The organism is Pseudomonas sp. Kh14, assembly GCF_900291005.1.
Classification (GTDB): Bacteria; Pseudomonadota; Gammaproteobacteria; order Pseudomonadales; family Pseudomonadaceae; genus Aquipseudomonas; species Aquipseudomonas alloputida.
The window spans coordinates 561772-579494 of record NZ_OLKJ01000038.1 but is presented as its reverse complement, the minus strand read 5'-3'; the positions used below and the strand labels follow the sequence as shown (position 1 = coordinate 579494).

At 63.2% G+C, this 17723-nt stretch carries 16 protein-coding genes; 6 read left to right on the top strand and 10 right to left on the bottom strand.

The window, feature by feature from the left end; genetic code table 11:
* Position 1 precedes the first annotated feature (1 nt).
* On the top strand, positions 2–1027 hold the full coding sequence (locus FQ668_RS25035; RefSeq protein ID WP_014592747.1) for a putative 2-aminoethylphosphonate ABC transporter substrate-binding protein: 1026 nt from the start codon (positions 2–4) through the stop codon (positions 1025–1027).
* Positions 1028–1437: 410 nt separating this feature from the next.
* On the opposite strand, the gene FQ668_RS25030 is transcribed toward FQ668_RS25035, so the two are convergent.
* Entirely contained in the window at positions 1438–2802 is a 1365-nt protein-coding gene (locus FQ668_RS25030) for a GTPase/DUF3482 domain-containing protein (RefSeq protein WP_014592746.1), read from the bottom strand.
* Complete coding sequence (locus FQ668_RS25025; protein ID WP_019436570.1) at positions 2795–4186, bottom strand: DUF2868 domain-containing protein; 1392 nt, start codon at positions 4184–4186, stop codon at positions 2795–2797. Before FQ668_RS25025 ends, FQ668_RS25030 begins: the two co-directional genes overlap by 8 nt.
* A 54-nt stretch (positions 4187–4240) precedes the next feature.
* Here FQ668_RS25025 and FQ668_RS25020 point away from each other — a divergent pair, with 54 nt between their 5' ends.
* Complete coding sequence (locus FQ668_RS25020) at positions 4241–4756, top strand: dihydrofolate reductase (RefSeq protein WP_019436571.1); 516 nt, start codon at positions 4241–4243, stop codon at positions 4754–4756.
* Positions 4757–4955: 199 nt separating this feature from the next.
* Here the strand turns inward: FQ668_RS25020 and FQ668_RS25015 are convergent, their stop codons facing one another.
* Positions 4956–6347: an L-cystine transporter gene (locus tag FQ668_RS25015; RefSeq protein ID WP_014592743.1), complete on the bottom strand. Its 1392-nt coding sequence runs from the start codon at positions 6345–6347 to the stop codon at positions 4956–4958.
* 244 nt (positions 6348–6591) lie between these two features.
* Here FQ668_RS25015 and FQ668_RS25010 point away from each other — a divergent pair, with 244 nt between their 5' ends.
* Positions 6592–7647, top strand: a complete 1056-nt coding sequence (locus tag FQ668_RS25010) for a phosphorylcholine phosphatase (RefSeq protein WP_014592742.1) — start codon at positions 6592–6594, stop codon at positions 7645–7647.
* Positions 7648–7655: 8 nt separating this feature from the next.
* Here the strand turns inward: FQ668_RS25010 and FQ668_RS25005 are convergent, their stop codons facing one another.
* Positions 7656–8324, bottom strand: coding sequence for an FMN-dependent NADH-azoreductase (locus FQ668_RS25005; RefSeq protein ID WP_144180714.1), 669 nt, complete (start codon positions 8322–8324; stop codon positions 7656–7658).
* A gap of 102 nt (positions 8325–8426) precedes the next feature.
* On the opposite strand from FQ668_RS25005, the gene FQ668_RS25000 reads away from it, so the two are divergent.
* Positions 8427–9317 carry a LysR family transcriptional regulator gene (locus FQ668_RS25000; protein WP_019436573.1) on the top strand — a complete coding sequence of 297 codons (891 nt, stop codon included), beginning with the start codon at positions 8427–8429 and terminating at the stop codon, positions 9315–9317.
* 70 nt (positions 9318–9387) lie between these two features.
* On the opposite strand, the gene ilvD is transcribed toward FQ668_RS25000, so the two are convergent.
* Positions 9388–11229, bottom strand: a complete 1842-nt coding sequence (ilvD, locus tag FQ668_RS24995) for a dihydroxy-acid dehydratase (protein WP_003249056.1) — start codon at positions 11227–11229, stop codon at positions 9388–9390.
* 270 nt (positions 11230–11499) lie between these two features.
* On the bottom strand, positions 11500–12696 hold the full coding sequence (locus FQ668_RS24990; protein ID WP_004575470.1) for a class I SAM-dependent rRNA methyltransferase: 1197 nt from the start codon (positions 12694–12696) through the stop codon (positions 11500–11502).
* Positions 12697–12871: 175 nt separating this feature from the next.
* On the opposite strand from FQ668_RS24990, the gene FQ668_RS24985 reads away from it, so the two are divergent.
* Together FQ668_RS24985 and mutM are read left to right on the top strand one after the other, a co-directional pair.
* Positions 12872–13690, top strand: a complete 819-nt coding sequence (locus FQ668_RS24985; RefSeq protein ID WP_178095734.1) for an HDOD domain-containing protein — start codon at positions 12872–12874, stop codon at positions 13688–13690.
* 3 nt (positions 13691–13693) lie between these two features.
* Complete coding sequence (mutM, locus tag FQ668_RS24980; RefSeq protein ID WP_010955661.1) at positions 13694–14506, top strand: bifunctional DNA-formamidopyrimidine glycosylase/DNA-(apurinic or apyrimidinic site) lyase; 813 nt, start codon at positions 13694–13696, stop codon at positions 14504–14506.
* Positions 14507–14667: 161 nt separating this feature from the next.
* On the opposite strand, the gene FQ668_RS24970 is transcribed toward mutM, so the two are convergent.
* The 4 genes from FQ668_RS24970 to FQ668_RS24955 all read right to left on the bottom strand — a co-directional run bounded on the left by FQ668_RS24970 (position 14668) and on the right by FQ668_RS24955 (position 17723).
* The gene (locus FQ668_RS24970) at positions 14668–14919 is read right to left on the bottom strand and encodes a YfhL family 4Fe-4S dicluster ferredoxin (RefSeq protein ID WP_003249063.1); all 252 of its coding nucleotides are present in this window, start codon (positions 14917–14919) and stop codon (positions 14668–14670) included.
* A 101-nt stretch (positions 14920–15020) separates the two neighbouring features.
* Positions 15021–15506, bottom strand: a complete 486-nt coding sequence (gene coaD, locus FQ668_RS24965) for a pantetheine-phosphate adenylyltransferase (RefSeq protein WP_010955660.1) — start codon at positions 15504–15506, stop codon at positions 15021–15023.
* Between the two features lie 112 nt (positions 15507–15618).
* Positions 15619–17217 (bottom strand): GMC family oxidoreductase, encoded by a 1599-nt coding sequence (locus FQ668_RS24960; protein WP_144180712.1) that lies wholly within the window; start codon positions 17215–17217, stop codon positions 15619–15621.
* Positions 17218–17237: 20 nt separating this feature from the next.
* On the bottom strand, positions 17238–17723 hold the full coding sequence (locus FQ668_RS24955) for a hypothetical protein (RefSeq protein WP_014592739.1): 486 nt from the start codon (positions 17721–17723) through the stop codon (positions 17238–17240).

Here is a 17723-nt window from a genome sequence, read left to right as displayed (position 1 = left end):
CATGCACAAGCACCTTGCACTTGCCGTTGCCGTTTCCGCCGTGTTCAGCCTGCAGGCTTCGGCCGCCGATACCCAACTGACGGTCTACACCGCCCTGGAAGCCGAGCAACTGAAAACCTACAAGCAGGCCTTCGAGAAAGCCAACCCGGATATCGAGATCAAGTGGGTGCGTGATTCCACCGGTATCATCACCGCCAAGCTGCTGGCGGAGAAAGAGCGCCCGCAAGCCGACGCTGTGTGGGGGCTGGCGGCATCGAGTCTGGCCATCCTCGACCAGAACGGCATGCTCGAAGCCTATGCGCCAAAGGACCTGGGCAAGATCTCCGGCAATTATCGCGACGCCGCCAACCCGCCAGCCTGGGTCGGCATGGACGTGTGGGCCGCCACCATTTGCTTCAACACCATCGAGGCCGAGAAACAGGGCCTGAGCAAACCGGTGAGCTGGCAGGACCTGACCAAGCCTGAGTACAAAGGCAAGATCGTCATGCCCAACCCGGCCTCGTCCGGCACCGGCTTCCTGGATGTCAGTGCCTGGTTGCAGACCTTTGGCGAGCCGCAGGGCTGGGCCTACATGGATGCGCTGCACCAGAACATCGGCCAGTACGTTCATTCCGGCTCCAAACCGTGCAAGCTGGCGGCGGCGGGCGAGTTTCCGATCGGTATTTCGTTCGAATACCCGGCCGTTCAGCTCAAGCGCCAAGGCGCGCCGCTGGACATCGTGCTGCCAAAGGAGGGCTTGGGCTGGGAGATCGAGGCAACCGCAGTGATCAAAGGCTCGCCCAAGGCGGATGCAGCCAAGCGCCTGGCCGATTTCTCCGCCAGCCCGGCGGCCATGGAACTGTACAAGGAAAACTTCGCCGTACTGGCCGCGCCGGGCATCGCCAAGCCGCAGACCGAGCTACCGGCGGATTATGAGCAGCGGTTGATCAAGAACGACTTTGCCTGGGCCTCGAAAAACCGCGACCAGATTCTGGCCGAATGGCGCAAGCGCTATGACGGCAAGTCGGAGAAGGTGGCCCAGCAGTAACGCTTCACTGTTGCAGGGCTGGCCTCTTCGCGGGTAAACCCGCTCCTACACGGGGACAGTGGAATACAGCCCGTCGTAGGAGCGGGTTCACCCGCGAAAGGGCCGGTCCTGCTGGCCAATCTCCACCCGCCGTTCACCGTTGCCGCCGCCACCGTATTCGCGGGTAAACCCGCTCCTACACAGATTGGTGGTGGACACACATCGGGGGCTGGACACAGGCCGCCGTGTAGGAGCGGGTTTACCCGCGAAGAGGCCGGCCCTGCTGGCCAATCTCCACCAGCCGTTCACCGTTGCCGCCGCCACCGTATTCGCGGGTAAACCCGTTCCTACCACGGTGGTGGACACACATCGGGGGGGGCACAGGCCGTTGTAGGAGCGGGTTCACCCGCGAAAGGGCCGGGCCTGCTGGCTCAAATCTGTGAAACCAGCGCCTCCAGCTGTTCCTGCCGCTCAGCCTGATTCAGCTTCGCCCCGGGATTCAGGGTGGACCATTGCGGGTGCGCCCGCGCCTTGACCAGCGCCTCCGGCAACTTGCCCTCGCGCCAGGCCTTTTCATCCAGCTCACCCAGCCTGATGCTGTCCTGCGCCGCATGCCCGCGGTTATCCAGCGCCACCATCAACTGCTGCTGACGCAAGGCCAGCAGACGCAATACCGTGTCGTCCACGGTCAGCTCGCGCTTGCCCTTGAGCTTGCCCATCAACCGTGAGCCATAGTTGCGCGCCGTCTGCAGCGCACCGCCGGCAATCGCCCCGGCCAGCGCCGCCGCGCCGAGGGTAAGGCCACCAACCAGCAAATCGACCCCGGCCCCCGCTGCCGCCCCCGCCGCCACGCCGCTGCCCAGGCGCACGCCCAACAGTTTCAACGTCTCTGGATTGAACAAATCATCGCCCCAGCGGCCGTCCAGCAATGGCAGGTCGCTGGCGTGGGCGTCCTCACGGCGGAAGGCATACAGCTTGAGCAGGGCTTCGACGCAGCGTTGTTCTCGTTGGCGTATGTCCTGGCGCAGCGCCTCAATGGCCCGAGCTTCTGCCGCTGGTTCGGCCTCGACACTGCGCCGGCATGCAGCGCAATCGAGCAGCAGCTCGGCAATCAGGCGCTTGCCGCTGTGCCGGCGTGCCAAACGCTGTGCCTGCTGGTCGTCGATCAGCCGTTGCAGCGCCGGGCGGGCGTTTTCCAGCAGCAGCGCCAGGCTTTCGTACAAACGGCGCTCGCCATCCTCTGGCGGGGCCACGCTGTCGAACCGCACCAATGCGTGAAGCCCAAGCCGGGCAAGGGCTTCACGCCATTCAGGCTCGCGGTGCTGGCTGCTGGCGACGAAGTTGAGCACCGGCAGCAACGGCTTGCCGCAGTTGGCCAGTACTTCCAGTTCGTCGCGGTACTTGGCAAGCACCGGCTCGCGCGCATCGATCACATACAGCCCGGCATTACTGGCCAGCAGTTGGCGCAATACCTTGGCCTCCTGTTCGAAGCGTTGGCGCGCTTCGCTGCCCTGCAGAAAGCGCTCCAGGCGGGCCGGGCCGTCCAGGCGCTCGCCCGGGCGTTCCAGACGTTCAAGGTAGTCGAGCAGGGCGATGGCATCTTCCAGGCCGGGCGTGTCGTACAGCTCCAGCAAGGGTTCACCGTCCACAGACAGCCGCGCACCTTCCACATGGCGGGTGGTGCTGGGGCGGTGGGACACTTCGCCAAAACCGACGTCGCGGGTCAGGGTGCGCAGTAGCGAGGTTTTGCCAACATTGGTATGGCCGACCACGGCCAGTTTCAGTGGCTCAGTCATGGCCATGCTCCAGCCAGGTCAGCGGTGAGGTGTCGGCATGTTGCAGGCCAAGGCGGTCAAGAGCTTCGTGCCAATCGCCCAGGCGCTCGGCATCGAGGGGCTGGCCCGGTGCAGCCTGCAGCAGCCAGATACGGGTTGCGCCGGCATTGCGCGCCAGTTCGGCGAGCAGCGCCAGGCTGCCGCGGTCAGGCGAACGGCGTGGGTCGCAGGCGATGGCCAGGCGTGCCGGCGGGAAGCGGCTGAGCTGCTCCAACAGCCGGTTGCGTGATTCGCGGCTGTCGAGTACGCCGGCATCGGTCACGCTTTTGGGCAGGGCGGGTGGCCAGGGGCGCTGGTCGTCCAGCTCCAGGCCGACCAGCAGGGCACCGCTGCTGCCGCTTTCCAGCTGCCCGGCGGCAAACTGTGGCAAGGCTTGCGGGGCAGCATCCTGCACGCCGATGCGCTCGCTGCGCGGCATCAGTGCCTCGCGCAGTTGCGCGTAGCCGGGCAGGCCCAGGTCCAGCGTCAGGCGTTCACGGCCCTGGCGCCAGCGCCACAGGCATAGCCCGGCCAGCAGCAGGCGGGGCAGCAGGCCGTATACCAGTACCACGCCGAGCAGCCAGCTGGCCCAGGCCTGGCGTGCCATGTCCAGGGCCGGCAGGCTGTCGCCGCTGGCGCGGATCATGGCTTCGTCGGGCACGGCGAAGCCTAGCAACGAGGGCAGGGCGCCCAGTGCTTGGGTCAGGTGAATGAACGGCTCGGCGGCGAGCAAGGTGGTTTCCCAGACAAAGCCATAGCGTCGGGTCGCCAGCAAGGCCAGCAGCATGCCCAGCGCGGTGAACATCGCCAGCAGCCACAGACCGTGTACCAACAGGCCGAGCAGCCACCGGTTGAGGCGTTGACGTTGCAGCAGCACCAGCAGCGCTGGCGCCAGGTGCGCGGCCTTGGCATCGCGGGCAAAGCGTTCGCTTAGCCATAGCCACAAGCGGCCCAACCCTGCGCCATGCTCGCCGCTCAGGGCAAAACCCATGGCCCAGCCCAGCAGCATCAGCAGGTTCAGCCCGAGCAGGCTGCCCAGCGCCCAGAACACATTCACCGGGCGCTGCCCGTCACCGAGGGCGGCCAGCCCCAGGCCTGCGCCACTGAGCACGGCCAGCAGCAGCAGGGCGAGCAGCGCCAGACGCGCGCCCTGCTTCCAATGGCGCAGGGCGCCGGTCATGTCATCGCGCTCGGCCAGGAACAGCGCACGTGTTTCGATGCGCGTGGCCAGGTCGCCACCTAGCTGGCGGGCGTGGCGGTTCGCTTCCTGGTCTTCCAGCGGGCCGGCATGTTCTTCGCGCAGGCGTACCGCTTCGGTGAGCCAGCGCTTGTCCAGTGGCGTGGGTGCAGTCACAAGGTCTTCCATTGCACAGGTCAAGGCAGAAGCATAACCCACACGCCCGGTGCTATCCTCGCCGGCATGAATACATCACTCCCCCTCAGCCTGATCGCGGCTTATGCCGAGAACCGCGTGATCGGCATCGACAACTCCATGCCCTGGCATTTGCCGGGGGACTTCAAATACTTCAAGGCCACCACCCTGGGCAAGCCGATCATCATGGGGCGCAAGACCTGGGACTCGCTGGGGCGGCCGCTGCCTGGGCGGCTGAACATCGTGGTCAGCCGCCAGCCGGGGCTTGAACTGGCGGGTGCCGAGGTGTTCGCCTCGCTTGAAGAGGCGTTGGTGCGGGCCGAGCAGTGGGCGCGCGGGCAGGGCGTCGGTGAGCTGATGCTGATTGGTGGCGCGCAGCTGTATGGGCAGGCGCTGGAGAAGGGGCTGGTCAGTCGCATGTACCTGACGCGGGTTGAGTTGGCGCCAGAGGGGGATGCGTGGTTCCCGGCGTTTGATGAAGGGCAGTGGAGGCTGACTTCTAGCGAGGTACAGGCTGAGGAAGGTAAGCCGGTGTATCACTTCGAGGTTTGGGATAAGGGTTGAGATTGTTGGGGGCTGCTCTGCAGCCCTTCGCGGGTGAACCCGCTCCTACGGGGGCCGCAGGGGGGCAGAGATTGTTGGGGCTGCTTTGCAGCCCTTCGCGGGTGAACCCGCTCCTACACGGGACCGCAGGGGGTTTAGGTTTTGAGCAAGACACGAGCGGCCTTGTCGCGAAAGGGGCGCAATGCGCCCCGGCGATCTGTCAGGTGTGGCTCAGCTCGGCATGTTCATCACCGGCCAGCACTTCCTTGTCAGTCTCTTTCAACAGCTGGCTGGTGACAACGCCCGCCGTCATCGAACCGTTCACGTTCAACGCCGTACGGCCCATGTCGATCAGCGGCTCCACCGAAATCAGCAACGCCACCAGTTCCACCGGCAAGCCCATGGCTGGCAGCACGATCAGCGCGGCAAAGGTGGCACCGCCGCCCACGCCGGCAACCCCTGCAGAGCTCAGCGTGACGATGGCCACCAGGGTGGCGATCCACAGCGGGTCGAAGGTGTCGATGCCTACCGCTGGCGCGACCATCACCGCCAGCATGGCAGGATAGAGCCCGGCGCAGCCGTTCTGGCCAATGGTGGTGCCGAACGATGCGCTGAAGCTGGCGATCGATTGCGGCACGCCCAGACGTCGGGTTTGTGCCTCGATGTTCAGCGGAATGCTGGCGGCGCTGGAACGGCTGGTGAAGGCGAAGGTCAGCACCGGCCACACCTTGCGGAAGAAGCGCAGCGGGCTCACACCGGTGGCGGCGAGGATGATGCCATGCACCACGAACATCAACCCCAGGCCCAGGTACGACACCACCACGAAGCTGCCCAGCTTGAGGATGTCCTCCGTGTTGGAGCTGGCCACTACTTTTGTCATCAACGCCAGCACGCCATAGGGGGTCAGCTTCATCACGACCCGCACCAGGCGCATCACCCAGGCCTGCAGGGTATCGATGGCGGACAGGGCGCGCTCGCCCTTCTCGGCGTCGTCCTTGATCAGCTGCAGCGCGGCCAGACCGAGGAACACCGCAAAGATCACCACGCTGATGATTGAGGTCGGCTTGGCCCGCGCCAGGTCGCCTACCGGGTTGCTGGGGATGAACGACAGCAGCAGTTGCGGGATGTTGAGGTCGGCAACCTTGCCCGCGTAGTCACTGTGGATAACCTGCATGCGTGCGCTTTCCTGGACGCCGGCCACCAGGCCCTCGGCGCTGAGGCCGAACAGGTTGGTCAACACAATGCCGATCAGGGCGGCAATGGCCGTGGTCAGCAGCAGGGTGCCAATGCTCAGCACGCTGATGCGGCCCAGCGAAGAGGCAGTGTGCAAACGTGCCACGGCACTGAGAATCGAGGCGAAGATCAGCGGCATGACGATCATCTGCAGCAGGCCGACATAGCCGTTGCCGACCAGATCGAGCCAGGCGATGGTTGCCTTGAGCACGGGGTGGCCAGCGCCATAGATCGTGTGCAGCACAAGGCCGAAGACCACGCCCAGCACCAGGCCAAGCAGTACCTTCTTGGCCAGGCTCCAGTCGGTGCGGCGGGTTTGTGCCAGACCCAGCAACAGGGCCAGGAACGCCAGCAGGTTGAGTGACAGCGGCAGGTTCATTGAAGCTCCAGCAGAAAAAAGCATAAGTGGCATCGCCTCTGTGAGCGATTGCGAACGGAAATGCTAACAGCCTGAAAACAAACGAATTTATACCCAAATGGAATTTACATAGTCGTTTATGGAATAACGGGATGTCGCAGATTGCAATGAACAAGGCGTTTTCGGCTGCCTGGAGGTCGTTATCGGGGGCTTGCAGTAGGAATTGTTGCACTAGCGTTTCTGGGTCATTTCAGGAGATTCGTACATGAAAGTCGCTGCGAAAGCCGCCGCCATTGGCCTGTCCCTGCTGTTCAGTATCGAAACCTTCGCCACGGAGCTCAAACACTGGCCTGCTGACGCGGCCAAACAGCTCGACAGCATGATCGCCGCCAATGCCAACAAGGGTAACTACGCGGTGTTCGACATGGACAACACCAGTTACCGCTATGACCTGGAAGAAGCCTTGCTTCCGTTCATGGAAAACAAGGGCCTGCTAAGCCGCGACAAGCTCGACCCTTCGTTGAAGCTGATGCCGTTCAAGGACACTGCCGAGCACAAGGAAAGCCTGTTCAGTTACTACTACCGGCTGTGTGAGATCGATGACATGGTCTGCTACCCGTGGGTAGCCCAGGTGTTCTCCGGCTTTACCTTGCAGGAGCTGAAGGTGCAGGTGGATGAGCTGATGGCTTCGACCAAGCCGATCCCCAGCACCTATTACGAAGGCGACCAGGTCAAGGCCATCGAGGTTCAGCCGCCCAAGGTCTTCAAGGGCCAGGCCGAGCTGTACAACAAGCTGATGGAGAACGGCATCGACGTCTATGTGATTTCGGCGGCCTCCGAAGAGCTGGTACGCATGGTCGCCTCGGACCCCAAGTATGGTTACAACGTGAAGCCCCAGAACGTGATTGGCGTGAGCCTGCTGCTCAAGGACCGCGCCAGCGGACAGCTGACCACTGCGCGCAAGCAGATCAGCGCCGGGCACTACGATGCCAAGGCTAACGAGGGCCTGGAGCTGACCCCTTACCTGTGGACCCCGGCCACCTGGATGGCGGGCAAGCAGGCGGCGATCCTTACCTACATCGACGAATGGAAGAAACCGGTGCTGGTGGGCGGCGACACGCCGACCAGCGATGGCTACATGCAGTTCCACGGGGTGGATGTGGGCAAAGGCGGTATCCACCTGTGGATAAACCGCAAGGCCAAGTACATGGACCAGCTCAACGGGATGATTGCCAAAAATGCGGCGGCGCAGGCCAAGGAAGGGTTGCCGGTGACGGCGGACAAGAACTGGGTGATTGTCACGCCGGAGCAGATTCAGTAACGGGAATATCAACCATCGCGGCCCACAATGAGGGGCTGGGCGGCTTTCTGGTCAATGTTTTGCGCCAACAGGGTCACTTGTTCAATGGCACGTTCACGGATCCTGGCGCCCTCAGGGCCTAGGGTCTGTTCGACCACTACACTGTGCGCCTGGTTAATCCCAACGAAGCGAAACCATGTGTCGATGAAGGTTTTTTCCAGGCCAAAAAACTGGTCGGGTGTCTGTGAGGTGGGCCCGTACCCCAAACCACGGGTGTAGATGGCAACCGCTCGACGCCCGCCAAGCATGCCGTTCAACCCGTGTTCATCGAAGGTGAACAGCACGTCTTTGTGCGAAATTGCGTCGATCAGGTGCTTGAGCTTGTACGGAATGCCGAAATTCCACAGCGGTACGCTGAACACCAAGGTATCCGCCCGGTGGAACCGTTGAGCGAGGGTCTTGATCCGATCCCATGCAGCGGCCTGTGCGGTTGACAGCGGGGCATCGCCAAGCCCTGCGTACTTCGCCGCGAGCAAGGCGCCATCTACTTCAGGCAGGTCGCATTCCCAAGGATTCAGGTGGTCGATTTCCACCGCTTTGCGCTCGGCCAATGCCGCCAGGAATGCGTCGGTAATCTGAGCGGAAACGGACCGCTCTCCTCTGGGTGAGGCGCAGACATACAAGATACGTTCAACCACGGGGCTTCTCCCAGGTAGTGTTGATGAGCCTTGCCTGACGCTTCACCGCCCAGGCGTTCGGCGCACAGTCTGATTCAGGGCGATTCATTATAGAAATGACGTATGCTCGGGAGATTGAGTGAGATAGGTGATGAGTCTGTGTTCGATACTGTGCTTTTGCGGAGCTTGATTGCCGTTGCCGACACCGGTGGTTTCACCCGCGCTGCGCACAGGCTGCACCTTACGCAGTCGGCGATCAGCGCTCATATTCGGCGGCTTGAACGCGAAGCTGGACAAAAATTGCTGGAGCGTACGACCCGTTCGGTCAGCCTGACACCCGCAGGCGCTCGGTTGGCAGGCTATGCCCGCACCATCCTGGCGTTGCACGATGATGCCCGCGCAAGCCTTGGAGCAGGGCGGCGGGTGTCAGGCACGGTGTACGTGGGGTTGAGCGAGGAAATGGTGAAAGCCCCGATCATCGACTGCATGCGTCGTTTTTCGGTGGCACATCCCGATGCAGAGGTGTCCCTGACCGTCGGCCTGACTGGGGAGTTGCTCTCGCTCGTCCACTCGGGTGGGCTGGATATCGTATTGGGCAGCCGCTGCAGCGATGAAGAACGGGGCGAGGTGCTTTGGTCCGAGCCATTGGTGTGGGCGAGAGGGCCGATTGCGCTGGGCAGCGATGAGGTCACCACGCCTGTGCCCTTGGCGGTATTTTCTGATCAATGCCCTTATCGGGCCGCAGCTATCGAGGCCTTGGTACGCGCCGGGCGGCAATGGCGCATCGTTTGCCAGAGCCCAAGTGTCGGCGGGCTGATGACCGCCGTAAGTGGCGGGCTTGGGGTAACGCCTGTCACGCGATCGTCTGCTCTGGCTGCCGGCCTGGTGGAGGTGTCGACGTTGCCAGCCTTGCCTCAAGCGCAGTTCGTGCTGACGTCGGCGGCGACACCGAAGCGCTCGGCTGCCCTGCTGCTGGCGCAATTACGCCAATGTGTCGCGAAGGGAGAGCTTTGATCCGGCCTTTATCCACAGGCAAAAAAAACCGGCGTACGAGACGCCGGTTGTGCCAATGCCAGAAAAGCCCTTACAGCCCTTCGAGCATTGCCTTGTTACGCACCGCACCCTTGTCGGCACTGGTGGCCAGCAGGGCATAGGCCTTGAGCGCCGTGGTCACCTTGCGTGGACGGACCTCGGCTGGCTTCCAGCCCTTCTTGTCCTGCTCGACACGGCGTTCCGCCAGCTCTTCATCGCTGACCAGCAGGTTGATCGAGCGGTTAGGGATGTCGATCAGTACCTTGTCGCCGTCGCGCACCAGGCCTATGGCGCCGCCCGCCGCGGCCTCTGGCGAGGCGTGGCCGATCGACAGGCCCGAGGTACCGCCCGAGAAGCGACCGTCGGTGAGCAGGGCGCAGGCCTTGCCCAGGCCTTTGGACTTGAGGTACGAGGTCGGGTAGAGCATTTCTTGCATGCCCGGGCCGCCTTTCGGGCCTTCGTAGCGGATGATCACGATGTCGCCGGCTTTCACCTCGTCGGCGAGGATGCCGCGCACGGCGCTGTCCTGGCTTTCGAAGATCTTCGCGGTGCCCTCGAACACGTGGATCGATTCGTCGACACCGGCGGTTTTGACCACGCAGCCATCCAGTGCGATGTTGCCGTACAGCACGGCCAGGCCGCCCTCTTGCGAGTAGGCGTGTTCAAAGCTGCGGATACAGCCGTTTTCACGGTCGTCGTCGAGGGTTTCCCAACGGGTCGACTGGCTGAATGCGGTCTGGGTCGGGATACCGGCAGGGCCAGCCTTGAAGAAGGTGTGCACGGCTTCGTCATCGGTCTGGGTGATGTCCCATTTGGCGATGGCTTCTTCCATGCTGCGGCTGTGCACGGTCGGCAGGTCGGTGTGCAGCAGGCCGCCACGGGCCAGCGAACCGAGGATGCTGAAGATGCCGCCGGCGCGGTGGACGTCTTCCATGTGGTACTTCTGGATGTTCGGCGCCACTTTGCACAGCTGCGGCACTTTGCGTGACAGGCGGTCGATGTCGCGCAGGTCGAACGCCACTTCGCCTTCCTGTGCTGCGGCCAGCAGGTGCAGGATGGTGTTGGTCGAACCGCCCATGGCGATGTCCAGCATCATGGCGTTTTCGAACGCTTTGAAGTTGGCGATGCTGCGAGGCAGTACCGACTCGTCATTCTCGCCGTAGTAGCGCTTGCATAGCTCGACGATGGTGCGGCCGGCCGTGAGGAACAGCTGCTCGCGGTCGGAGTGGGTGGCCAGGGTCGAACCGTTGCCCGGCAGGGCCAGGCCCAGGGCTTCGGTCAGGCAGTTCATCGAGTTGGCGGTGAACATGCCGGAGCACGAACCGCAGGTCGGGCAGGCGCTGCGCTCGTATTCGGCGACTTTCTCGTCGGAGGCCGTGGAGTCGGCCGCGATGACCATGGCATCGACCAGGTCCAGGCCGTGGCTGGCCAGCTTGGTCTTGCCGGCTTCCATCGGGCCGCCGGAAACGAAGATCACCGGGATGTTCAGGCGCAGGGCGGCCATCAGCATGCCGGGGGTGATCTTGTCGCAGTTGGAGATACAGACGATAGCGTCGGCGCAGTGCGCATTGACCATGTATTCCACGGCGTCGGCAATGATTTCGCGGCTTGGCAGCGAGTACAGCATGCCGTCGTGGCCCATGGCGATGCCGTCATCGACCGCGATGGTGTTGAATTCCTTGGCCACGCCACCGGCGCGTTCGATTTCGCGGGCCACCAGCTGGCCCAGGTCCTTCAGGTGCACATGGCCCGGGACGAACTGGGTGAACGAGTTGGCGATGGCGATGATCGGTTTCTTGAAGTCTTCGTCCTTCATCCCGGTGGCGCGCCACAGGGCACGGGCGCCGGCCATGTTGCGGCCTTGGGTGGAAGTCTTGGAACGATAATCAGGCATGAAACACTCCTGGCGGCTTAATCAGGTCACAAATAGGGGAGTGAGCTTCTCTTGTCCTTTGCGCCGCAGGCCGGTTGCCACTGGCACGGATGGGGCCAAGACTGCGCGGGATCGCCGCGTGCTTGACCAGAGCTCATAAACCCGCCGGGGATGACTGGCGATGAATAGGCCGATTCTACACCGCTGGCGCGGTGAGGGAATGCAGATGTGGATGGTTGGCGGGGGGATTGCGGCAGGAAAGGGCCGCTGGGCGGCCCTTTTTGGCAGATATCAGCTGTTTGGCAGTAACCGGCAGGTGATGCTTTTGATGTAGCGGGTTTCGGCGATGGCCGGGTGTACCGGGTGATCCGGGCCCTGACCGCCTCGCTCAAGCAGCTGCATGTTGCGGTCCAGGTGGCGGGCACTGGTCAGCAGGATGTTGTTCAGGTCGTCCTCGGGCAGGTGCATCGAGCACGAGGCGCTGACGAGGATGCCGTCTTTGTTCAACATGCGCATGGCCTGTTCGTTCAGGCGGCGGTAGGCCGCTTCGCCGTTTTTCAGGTCCTTCTTGCGCTTGATGAAGGCAGGTGGGTCGGCAATGATCACGTCGAAGCGTTCTTCGGCCGCCTTGAGCTCGCGCAGGGCTTCGAACACGTCGCCTTCGATGCAGGTCAGCTTCTCGCTGATGCCGTTCAGTGCAGCGTTACGCTCCACGCCGTCCAGGGCAAAGCCCGAGGCATCGACGCAAAACACTTCGCTGGCGCCGAAGGCACCGGCCTGCACGCCCCAGCCACCGATGTAGCTGAACAGGTCGAGTACACGCTTGCCCTTCACGTACGGTGCCAGGCGGGCGCGGTTCATGCGGTGGTCGTAGAACCAGCCCGTCTTCTGGCCTTCGCGCACCGGGGCTTCGAACTTGACGCCGTTCTCTTCCAGCGGCACCCAGTCCGGCACTTCGCCGTAGACGGTCTCGACATAGCGCTGCAGGCCTTCGGCGTCGCGCGCGGCCGAATCGTTCTTGAACAGGATGCCGCTGGGCTTGAGCACCTGCACCAGTGCGGCGATCACATCATCCTTGTGCGCTTCCATGGTGGCCGAGGCCAGCTGCACCACGAGGATATCGAAGAAGCGGTCGACCACCAGGCCAGGGAGCAGGTCGGAGTCACCGTAGACCAGGCGGTAGCACGGCTGGTCGAACAGGCGCTCGCGCAGCGACAGGGCGACGTTCAGGCGGTGTACCAGCAGCGACTTGTCCAGCGGCAGCTTGATGTCGCGTGACAGCAGGCGGGCGCAGATCAGGTTGTTCGGGCTCAGTGCGACGATGCCCAGCGGCTTGCCGTTGGCTGCCTCGAGAATGGCCTGCTGACCCGCCTGGAAGCCTTGCAAAGGGGTCGCGCTGACATCGACTTCGTTGCTGTAGACCCACAGGTGGCCGGCGCGCAGGCGGCGGTCGGCATTGGCTTTGAGGCGAAGGCTGGGCAGGGACATGACGTCGCTCCGGGAAAAAGAGCGGGATTATAGCGTGTCTGCTGTGCTTTCGCCTTTAGAGGTGTGGTAACTGGGAGCGCTTAGAGGGTTAAAATGCCGCGTCCTAAACGAGTGTGCACGTATGTCCCAAGAACTCAGCGCCGAACAGATCCAGCAAGCCTTGCAAGGCATCACCATCCCGCCTCAACCGCAGATCATGGTCGATCTGCAGTTCGAGCAGTACATGCCTGACCCAGACCTGGAAACCATCGCCAAGCTGATTTCCCAGGACCCGGGCCTCTCTGGTGCCTTGCTCAAGCTGGTCAACTCTCCGCACTTCGGCTTGTCGAACAAGATCGGTTCGATCCAGCGTGCGGTGAACCTGCTGGGGAGCCGTTCGATCATCAACCTGATCAACGCCCAGTCGATCAAGGGCGAGATGAGTGACGAGACCATCGTTACCCTCAACCGCTTCTGGGATACCGCCCAGGACGTCGCGATGACCTGCCTGACACTGGCCAAGCGTACCGGCATACAGGCGGCGGACGAGGCCTATACCCTTGGCCTCTTCCATGACTGTGGCGTGCCGTTGATGCTCAAGCGCTTCCCCGATTACATGGACGTGCTGGAAGAGGCATACGCCAAGGCCGACGAAGAAACACGCGTGGTCGATACCGAAAACCGCACGTTCAACACCAACCATTCAGTGGTCGGCTACTTCACAGCCAAATCCTGGCGCTTGCCCGAGCACCTCACTGCGGCCATCGCCAACCACCACAATGCCTTGGCCGTGTTCCGCGACGATACCTCGCGCAATACCCAGAGCCAGCTGAAAAACCTGCTGGCGGTGCTGAAGATGGCCGAGCATATCTGCGCGTCCTACCGGGTGCTGGGCAACCAGTCGGTGGACCACGAATGGAATGCGGTCGGCCCTTTGGTGCTCGATTACATTGGCTTGTCGGAATACGATTTCGAAAACCTCAAGCAGAATATTCGCGAGTTGGGCGGACACTGACACATGCCGGAATTGCCAGAAGTAGAAACCACCCGGCGCGGTATTGCGCCACACCTGGAAGGCCAGCGCGTCAGCCGTGTAGTGGTACGCGACCGACGCCTGCGCTGGCCGATTCCGGAAGACCTTGATGTGCGCCTGTCAGGGCAGCGCATCGTCAGCGTGGAGCGACGCGCCAAGTACCTGTTGATCAATGCCGAAGTGGGGACGCTGATCAGCCATTTGGGCATGTCGGGCAACCTGCGGCTGGTCGAGCTGGGCTTGCCGGCGGCCAAGCATGAGCATGTCGACATCGAGCTGGAGTCCGGGCTGATGCTGCGCTACACCGACCCACGCCGCTTTGGTGCCATGCTGTGGAGCCTGGATCCTCTGAACCATGAGCTACTGCTGCGCCTGGGGCCTGAGCCGCTGACCGACCTGTTCGATGGTGAACGGCTGTTCCAGCTGTCCCGCGGGCGGTCGATGGCGGTCAAGCCGTTCATCATGGACAACGCGGTGGTGGTAGGGGTGGGCAACATCTACGCCACCGAGGCGCTGTTTGCCGCCGGTATCGACCCACGCCGGGAGGCGGGCGGGATTTCCCGGGCGCGCTACTTGAAACTGGCGATCGAGATCAAACGGGTGCTGGCGGCGGCGATCGAGCAGGGTGGTACCACCTTGCGTGACTTCATCGGTGGCGATGGGCAGCCAGGGTACTTCCAGCAGGAACTGTTTGTGTACGGGCGTGGCGGGCAGCCGTGCAAGGTATGCGGCACTGAGTTGCGCGAAGTGAAGCTGGGGCAGAGGGCGAGCGTGTACTGCCCGCGCTGCCAACGATAAAACGTTCGCTGCAAACCTGTTGAAGCAAAACCTGAACGTTGGCGCGGTAACTGTGGGAGCGGGCAAGCCCGCGAAGCAGGCGACGCGATGAATGGCACCGGCTGCGCCGGTGTTCGCGGGCATGCCCGCTCCCACAGGGAGCGTGCAGCGAAGGGCAGTGATCAGCCCTTGCCAGTGATCCGGCGATACTTGGCCATCAGCTGTTCTTCGGTTTCCGGGTGCGCTTCATCCAGCGGGATGCAGTCGACCGGGCACACCTGCTGGCACTGCGGCTCGTCGTAATGGCCTACGCACTGGGTGCACAGGTTAGGGTCGATCACGTAGATCTCTTCGCCTTGGGAGATAGCCTCGTTCGGGCACTCGGGTTCGCAGACGTCGCAATTGATGCAATCGTCGGTGATGATCAGGGACATGGGGACTCCGGCCGGGGCTCACAGCCCGGGCATGTTCAACGCAATGGGCACAATTGTGCCGCATTCGCGCCCGCAGTGCACGCGGGCGCGACAATCAGGCGTCAGGCTTGCTTCTTGAAGCGTTCAGTCAGTGCGTCGGCCACCACCGGGTGGACGAACTTGCTGATATCACCGCCCAGCGCAGCAATCTCCCGGACCAGGGTCGAGGAAATGAACGAATAACGCTCCGACGGCGTCAGGAACAGGCTCTCGACATCGGGGGCCAGTTGCCGGTTCATGTTCGCCAGCTGGAACTCGTACTCGAAGTCGGACACCGCACGCAGGCCACGCAGGAAGACGTTGGCGCCCTGTTCCTTGGCGAAATGCGCCAACAGGGAAGAGAAGCCGATGACTTCGACATTGGGCAGGTGCTTGGTGACCTCACGGGCGAGCTCAACCCGTTGTTCCAGGGGGAACAAAGGGTTTTTCTTGGGGCTGGCCGCCACCGCGATGATCACGTGGTCGAATAGCCGCGAAGCGCGCTCGACCAGATCGCCATGGCCTTTGGTAATGGGGTCGAAAGTACCCGGGTACAACACTCGGTTCATCGCGTCATCCTGGCTGGAGTGCGTTGGGGAGTCGGATGGTAGCGCAGCGACGGCGCCCCGGCCAAGTCATGCGGCCGACTGATGGCACTATAGACAGGGGCCATGTTCGTTGTCATGCGCTGTGTGCCAGGCGGCTGACCAGTGCTTCGCTGAGCCTGGCGCTGATGGCATACACCGACAATTGCGGGTTGGCGCCGATGCTGGTGGGGAACAGTGAACCGTCGTGAATCGACAGGTTTTCCAGCTGGTGATGGCGGCCCAGGCTGTCGCACACCGCGTGGCGCGGGTCTTCGCCGAGGGCACAGCCGCCCATTACATGGGCGCTGCCCAAGCGCGTGCGGAAGGGCTCCAGACGCAGTTTGTCGATCATGGTCAGGGCCTGTTCCAGGCTAGAGGCGGCGCTGGCGTCGCTGTGCACCGGGGTTACCTGGGTGGCGCCAGCAGCGAACTGTATTTGCGCCATGCTGCGGTAGGCGCGCCGCAGGCCATCCCGCAGGTAGTCGGTGACCGGGTAATCGAGCACGGGTGAACCATCGCCGCGCAGTTCCACGGTCCCGCCCTGGCTTTCGGGGTGAAAACCATCGCGTAGCAGTGCCAGCATCACATGGGTATGGGGCAGCTCGGCCATGCGCTGGGCACTTTCGTGGCCGAGCCCGCCCAGCAGGGTGCTGGCCAGGGCCGGATGCAGCGGCGGTACTTCCAGCTTGTAGCCAGCCGGGCCGTCTACGCCGCCTTGCCACTGAAAGTGATCGCTGTAGATCGATTGCGGGGCGCCATGGTAGGGGTCGATACGCTCGCTGAAGCGTGCCGCACTGAAGTTGACCAGGTGCAGGAAGGTTCGCTTGCCCAAGCGACCATACGGGTCGGGCGCGGCAGAGCGCAGCAGCAGGGCCGGGCTGTTGATACCGCCACCGGCCAGGAGGTAATGGCGTGCCCGCACGCCGACCTGCCTGCCGGTAGGGTGTATGCCCTGGGCGTCCAGGGCCTGGCATGTCAGGCTCTGAATGCGTTCGCCGTTGTGGGTGAAGCGCTCGGCCCGCGCCAGGTACAGCAGTTCGCCGCCTTGCTCGAGGGTGGCAGGTATACGGGTCACCAGCATCGATTGCTTGGCATTCACAGGGCAGCCCATGCCGCAGTAGCCCAGGTTCCAGCAGCCGCGCACATTGCGCGGGATCACCCCCCAGCGGTAACCCAGCTGTTCGCAGCCCCGGCGCAGCACATCGTTGTTGGCATTCGGCGGCAAGGCCCAAGGGCTGATGCCCAGTTCCTGCTCCATGCGCTCGAACCAGGGGCGCAGTTCATCCTCGCCCAAACCGTTCACGCCATGGACCGAGGCCCAGTGCGCCAGGGTTTGCGGTGGAGTACGAAAGCTCGAGGTCCAGTTCACCAGCGTGGTGCCGCCCACGGCGCGGCCCTGCAGGATGGTAATGGCGCCATCCTTGCTCATGCGCCCCAGCCCTTCCTGGTAAAGGCTGGCGTAGGCTTCGCTCTCCAGCAGGTGGAAATCGCTGCTGGTCTTCAGGGGGCCTTCTTCGATCAGCAGTACCTTGAAACCGGCAGCGCTGAGCATCTGCGCACTGGTGGCGCCGCCGGCACCACTGCCGATCACGGCAATGTCGGCCTCCAGAAACAGGTCGTGCTCCAGGCGAGAGGCGTCGTGGGTGATCCAGCCGCGTTCGAGGCCTTGGCGAAACGGGTCGGGGACAGGCATTGGCGATGCTCTTGTTGTTTTCAGATTTTCGGTGGGCCCGGGTAACCGCAGTCTGCCCAGGATTCGGGGCGTTCGTACCAGGCCATTTGCAGCAGTTGCAGCAACGAGGCGTGCCCCATGCGTAGCAGGTTCAGCGAGCTGTCCTGCCAGCGTTGCAGGAACGCCGTGACCTGCGTGGCGCCAGCTTGGCCCCAGCTGCCCCAGACGCCGGTCAGCGGGCCGCGAGTCAGCGGCAGGCTGAGCACGTCGAACAATTGCCGGGTGAGCTTGAGCATTTCCGGCGACAACGCCGCCAGCTTGTTGTCGAGGCTGCGCAACACCGGCGCATCGGTGGCCTGTGTACCGGCCAGGACCACCGGGATCAGCGCACGCAGCAGGGGCAGGTCGTCGTCACGAAGTACCTGATAGCCGGTTGCGGCGGTTTGCACGCTGCACCCCACCAGGCTGGCACCCGCCAGAAAAGCACTGGCGCCGAGGCTGAAGCGCAGCAGGTCGCGGCGGTGCAT

Bases quoted from the DNA above. Each gene is read 5' to 3' on its own strand.
- FQ668_RS25030 (WP_014592746.1), bottom strand. From the start codon at position 2,802: ATGACTGAGCCACTGAAACTGGCCGTGGTCGGCCATACCAATGTTGGC.
- FQ668_RS24990 (WP_004575470.1), bottom strand. From the start codon at position 12,696: ATGTCCCTGCCCAGCCTTCGCCTCAAAGCCAATGCCGACCGCCGCCTG.
- FQ668_RS25035 (WP_014592747.1), top strand. From the start codon at position 2: ATGCACAAGCACCTTGCACTTGCCGTTGCCGTTTCCGCCGTGTTCAGC.
- ilvD (WP_003249056.1), bottom strand. From the start codon at position 11,229: ATGCCTGATTATCGTTCCAAGACTTCCACCCAAGGCCGCAACATGGCC.
- FQ668_RS25025 (WP_019436570.1), bottom strand. From the start codon at position 4,186: ATGGAAGACCTTGTGACTGCACCCACGCCACTGGACAAGCGCTGGCTC.
- mutM (WP_010955661.1), top strand. From the start codon at position 13,694: ATGCCGGAATTGCCAGAAGTAGAAACCACCCGGCGCGGTATTGCGCCA.
- FQ668_RS24970 (WP_003249063.1), bottom strand. From the start codon at position 14,919: ATGTCCCTGATCATCACCGACGATTGCATCAATTGCGACGTCTGCGAA.
- FQ668_RS25000 (WP_019436573.1), top strand. From the start codon at position 8,427: ATGCTCGGGAGATTGAGTGAGATAGGTGATGAGTCTGTGTTCGATACT.
- coaD (WP_010955660.1), bottom strand. From the start codon at position 15,506: ATGAACCGAGTGTTGTACCCGGGTACTTTCGACCCCATTACCAAAGGC.
- FQ668_RS24955 (WP_014592739.1), bottom strand. From the start codon at position 17,723: ATGCACCGCCGCGACCTGCTGCGCTTCAGCCTCGGCGCCAGTGCTTTT.
- FQ668_RS25015 (WP_014592743.1), bottom strand. From the start codon at position 6,347: ATGAACCTGCCGCTGTCACTCAACCTGCTGGCGTTCCTGGCCCTGTTG.
- FQ668_RS25020 (WP_019436571.1), top strand. From the start codon at position 4,241: ATGAATACATCACTCCCCCTCAGCCTGATCGCGGCTTATGCCGAGAAC.
- FQ668_RS24960 (WP_144180712.1), bottom strand. From the start codon at position 17,217: ATGCCTGTCCCCGACCCGTTTCGCCAAGGCCTCGAACGCGGCTGGATC.
- FQ668_RS25010 (WP_014592742.1), top strand. From the start codon at position 6,592: ATGAAAGTCGCTGCGAAAGCCGCCGCCATTGGCCTGTCCCTGCTGTTC.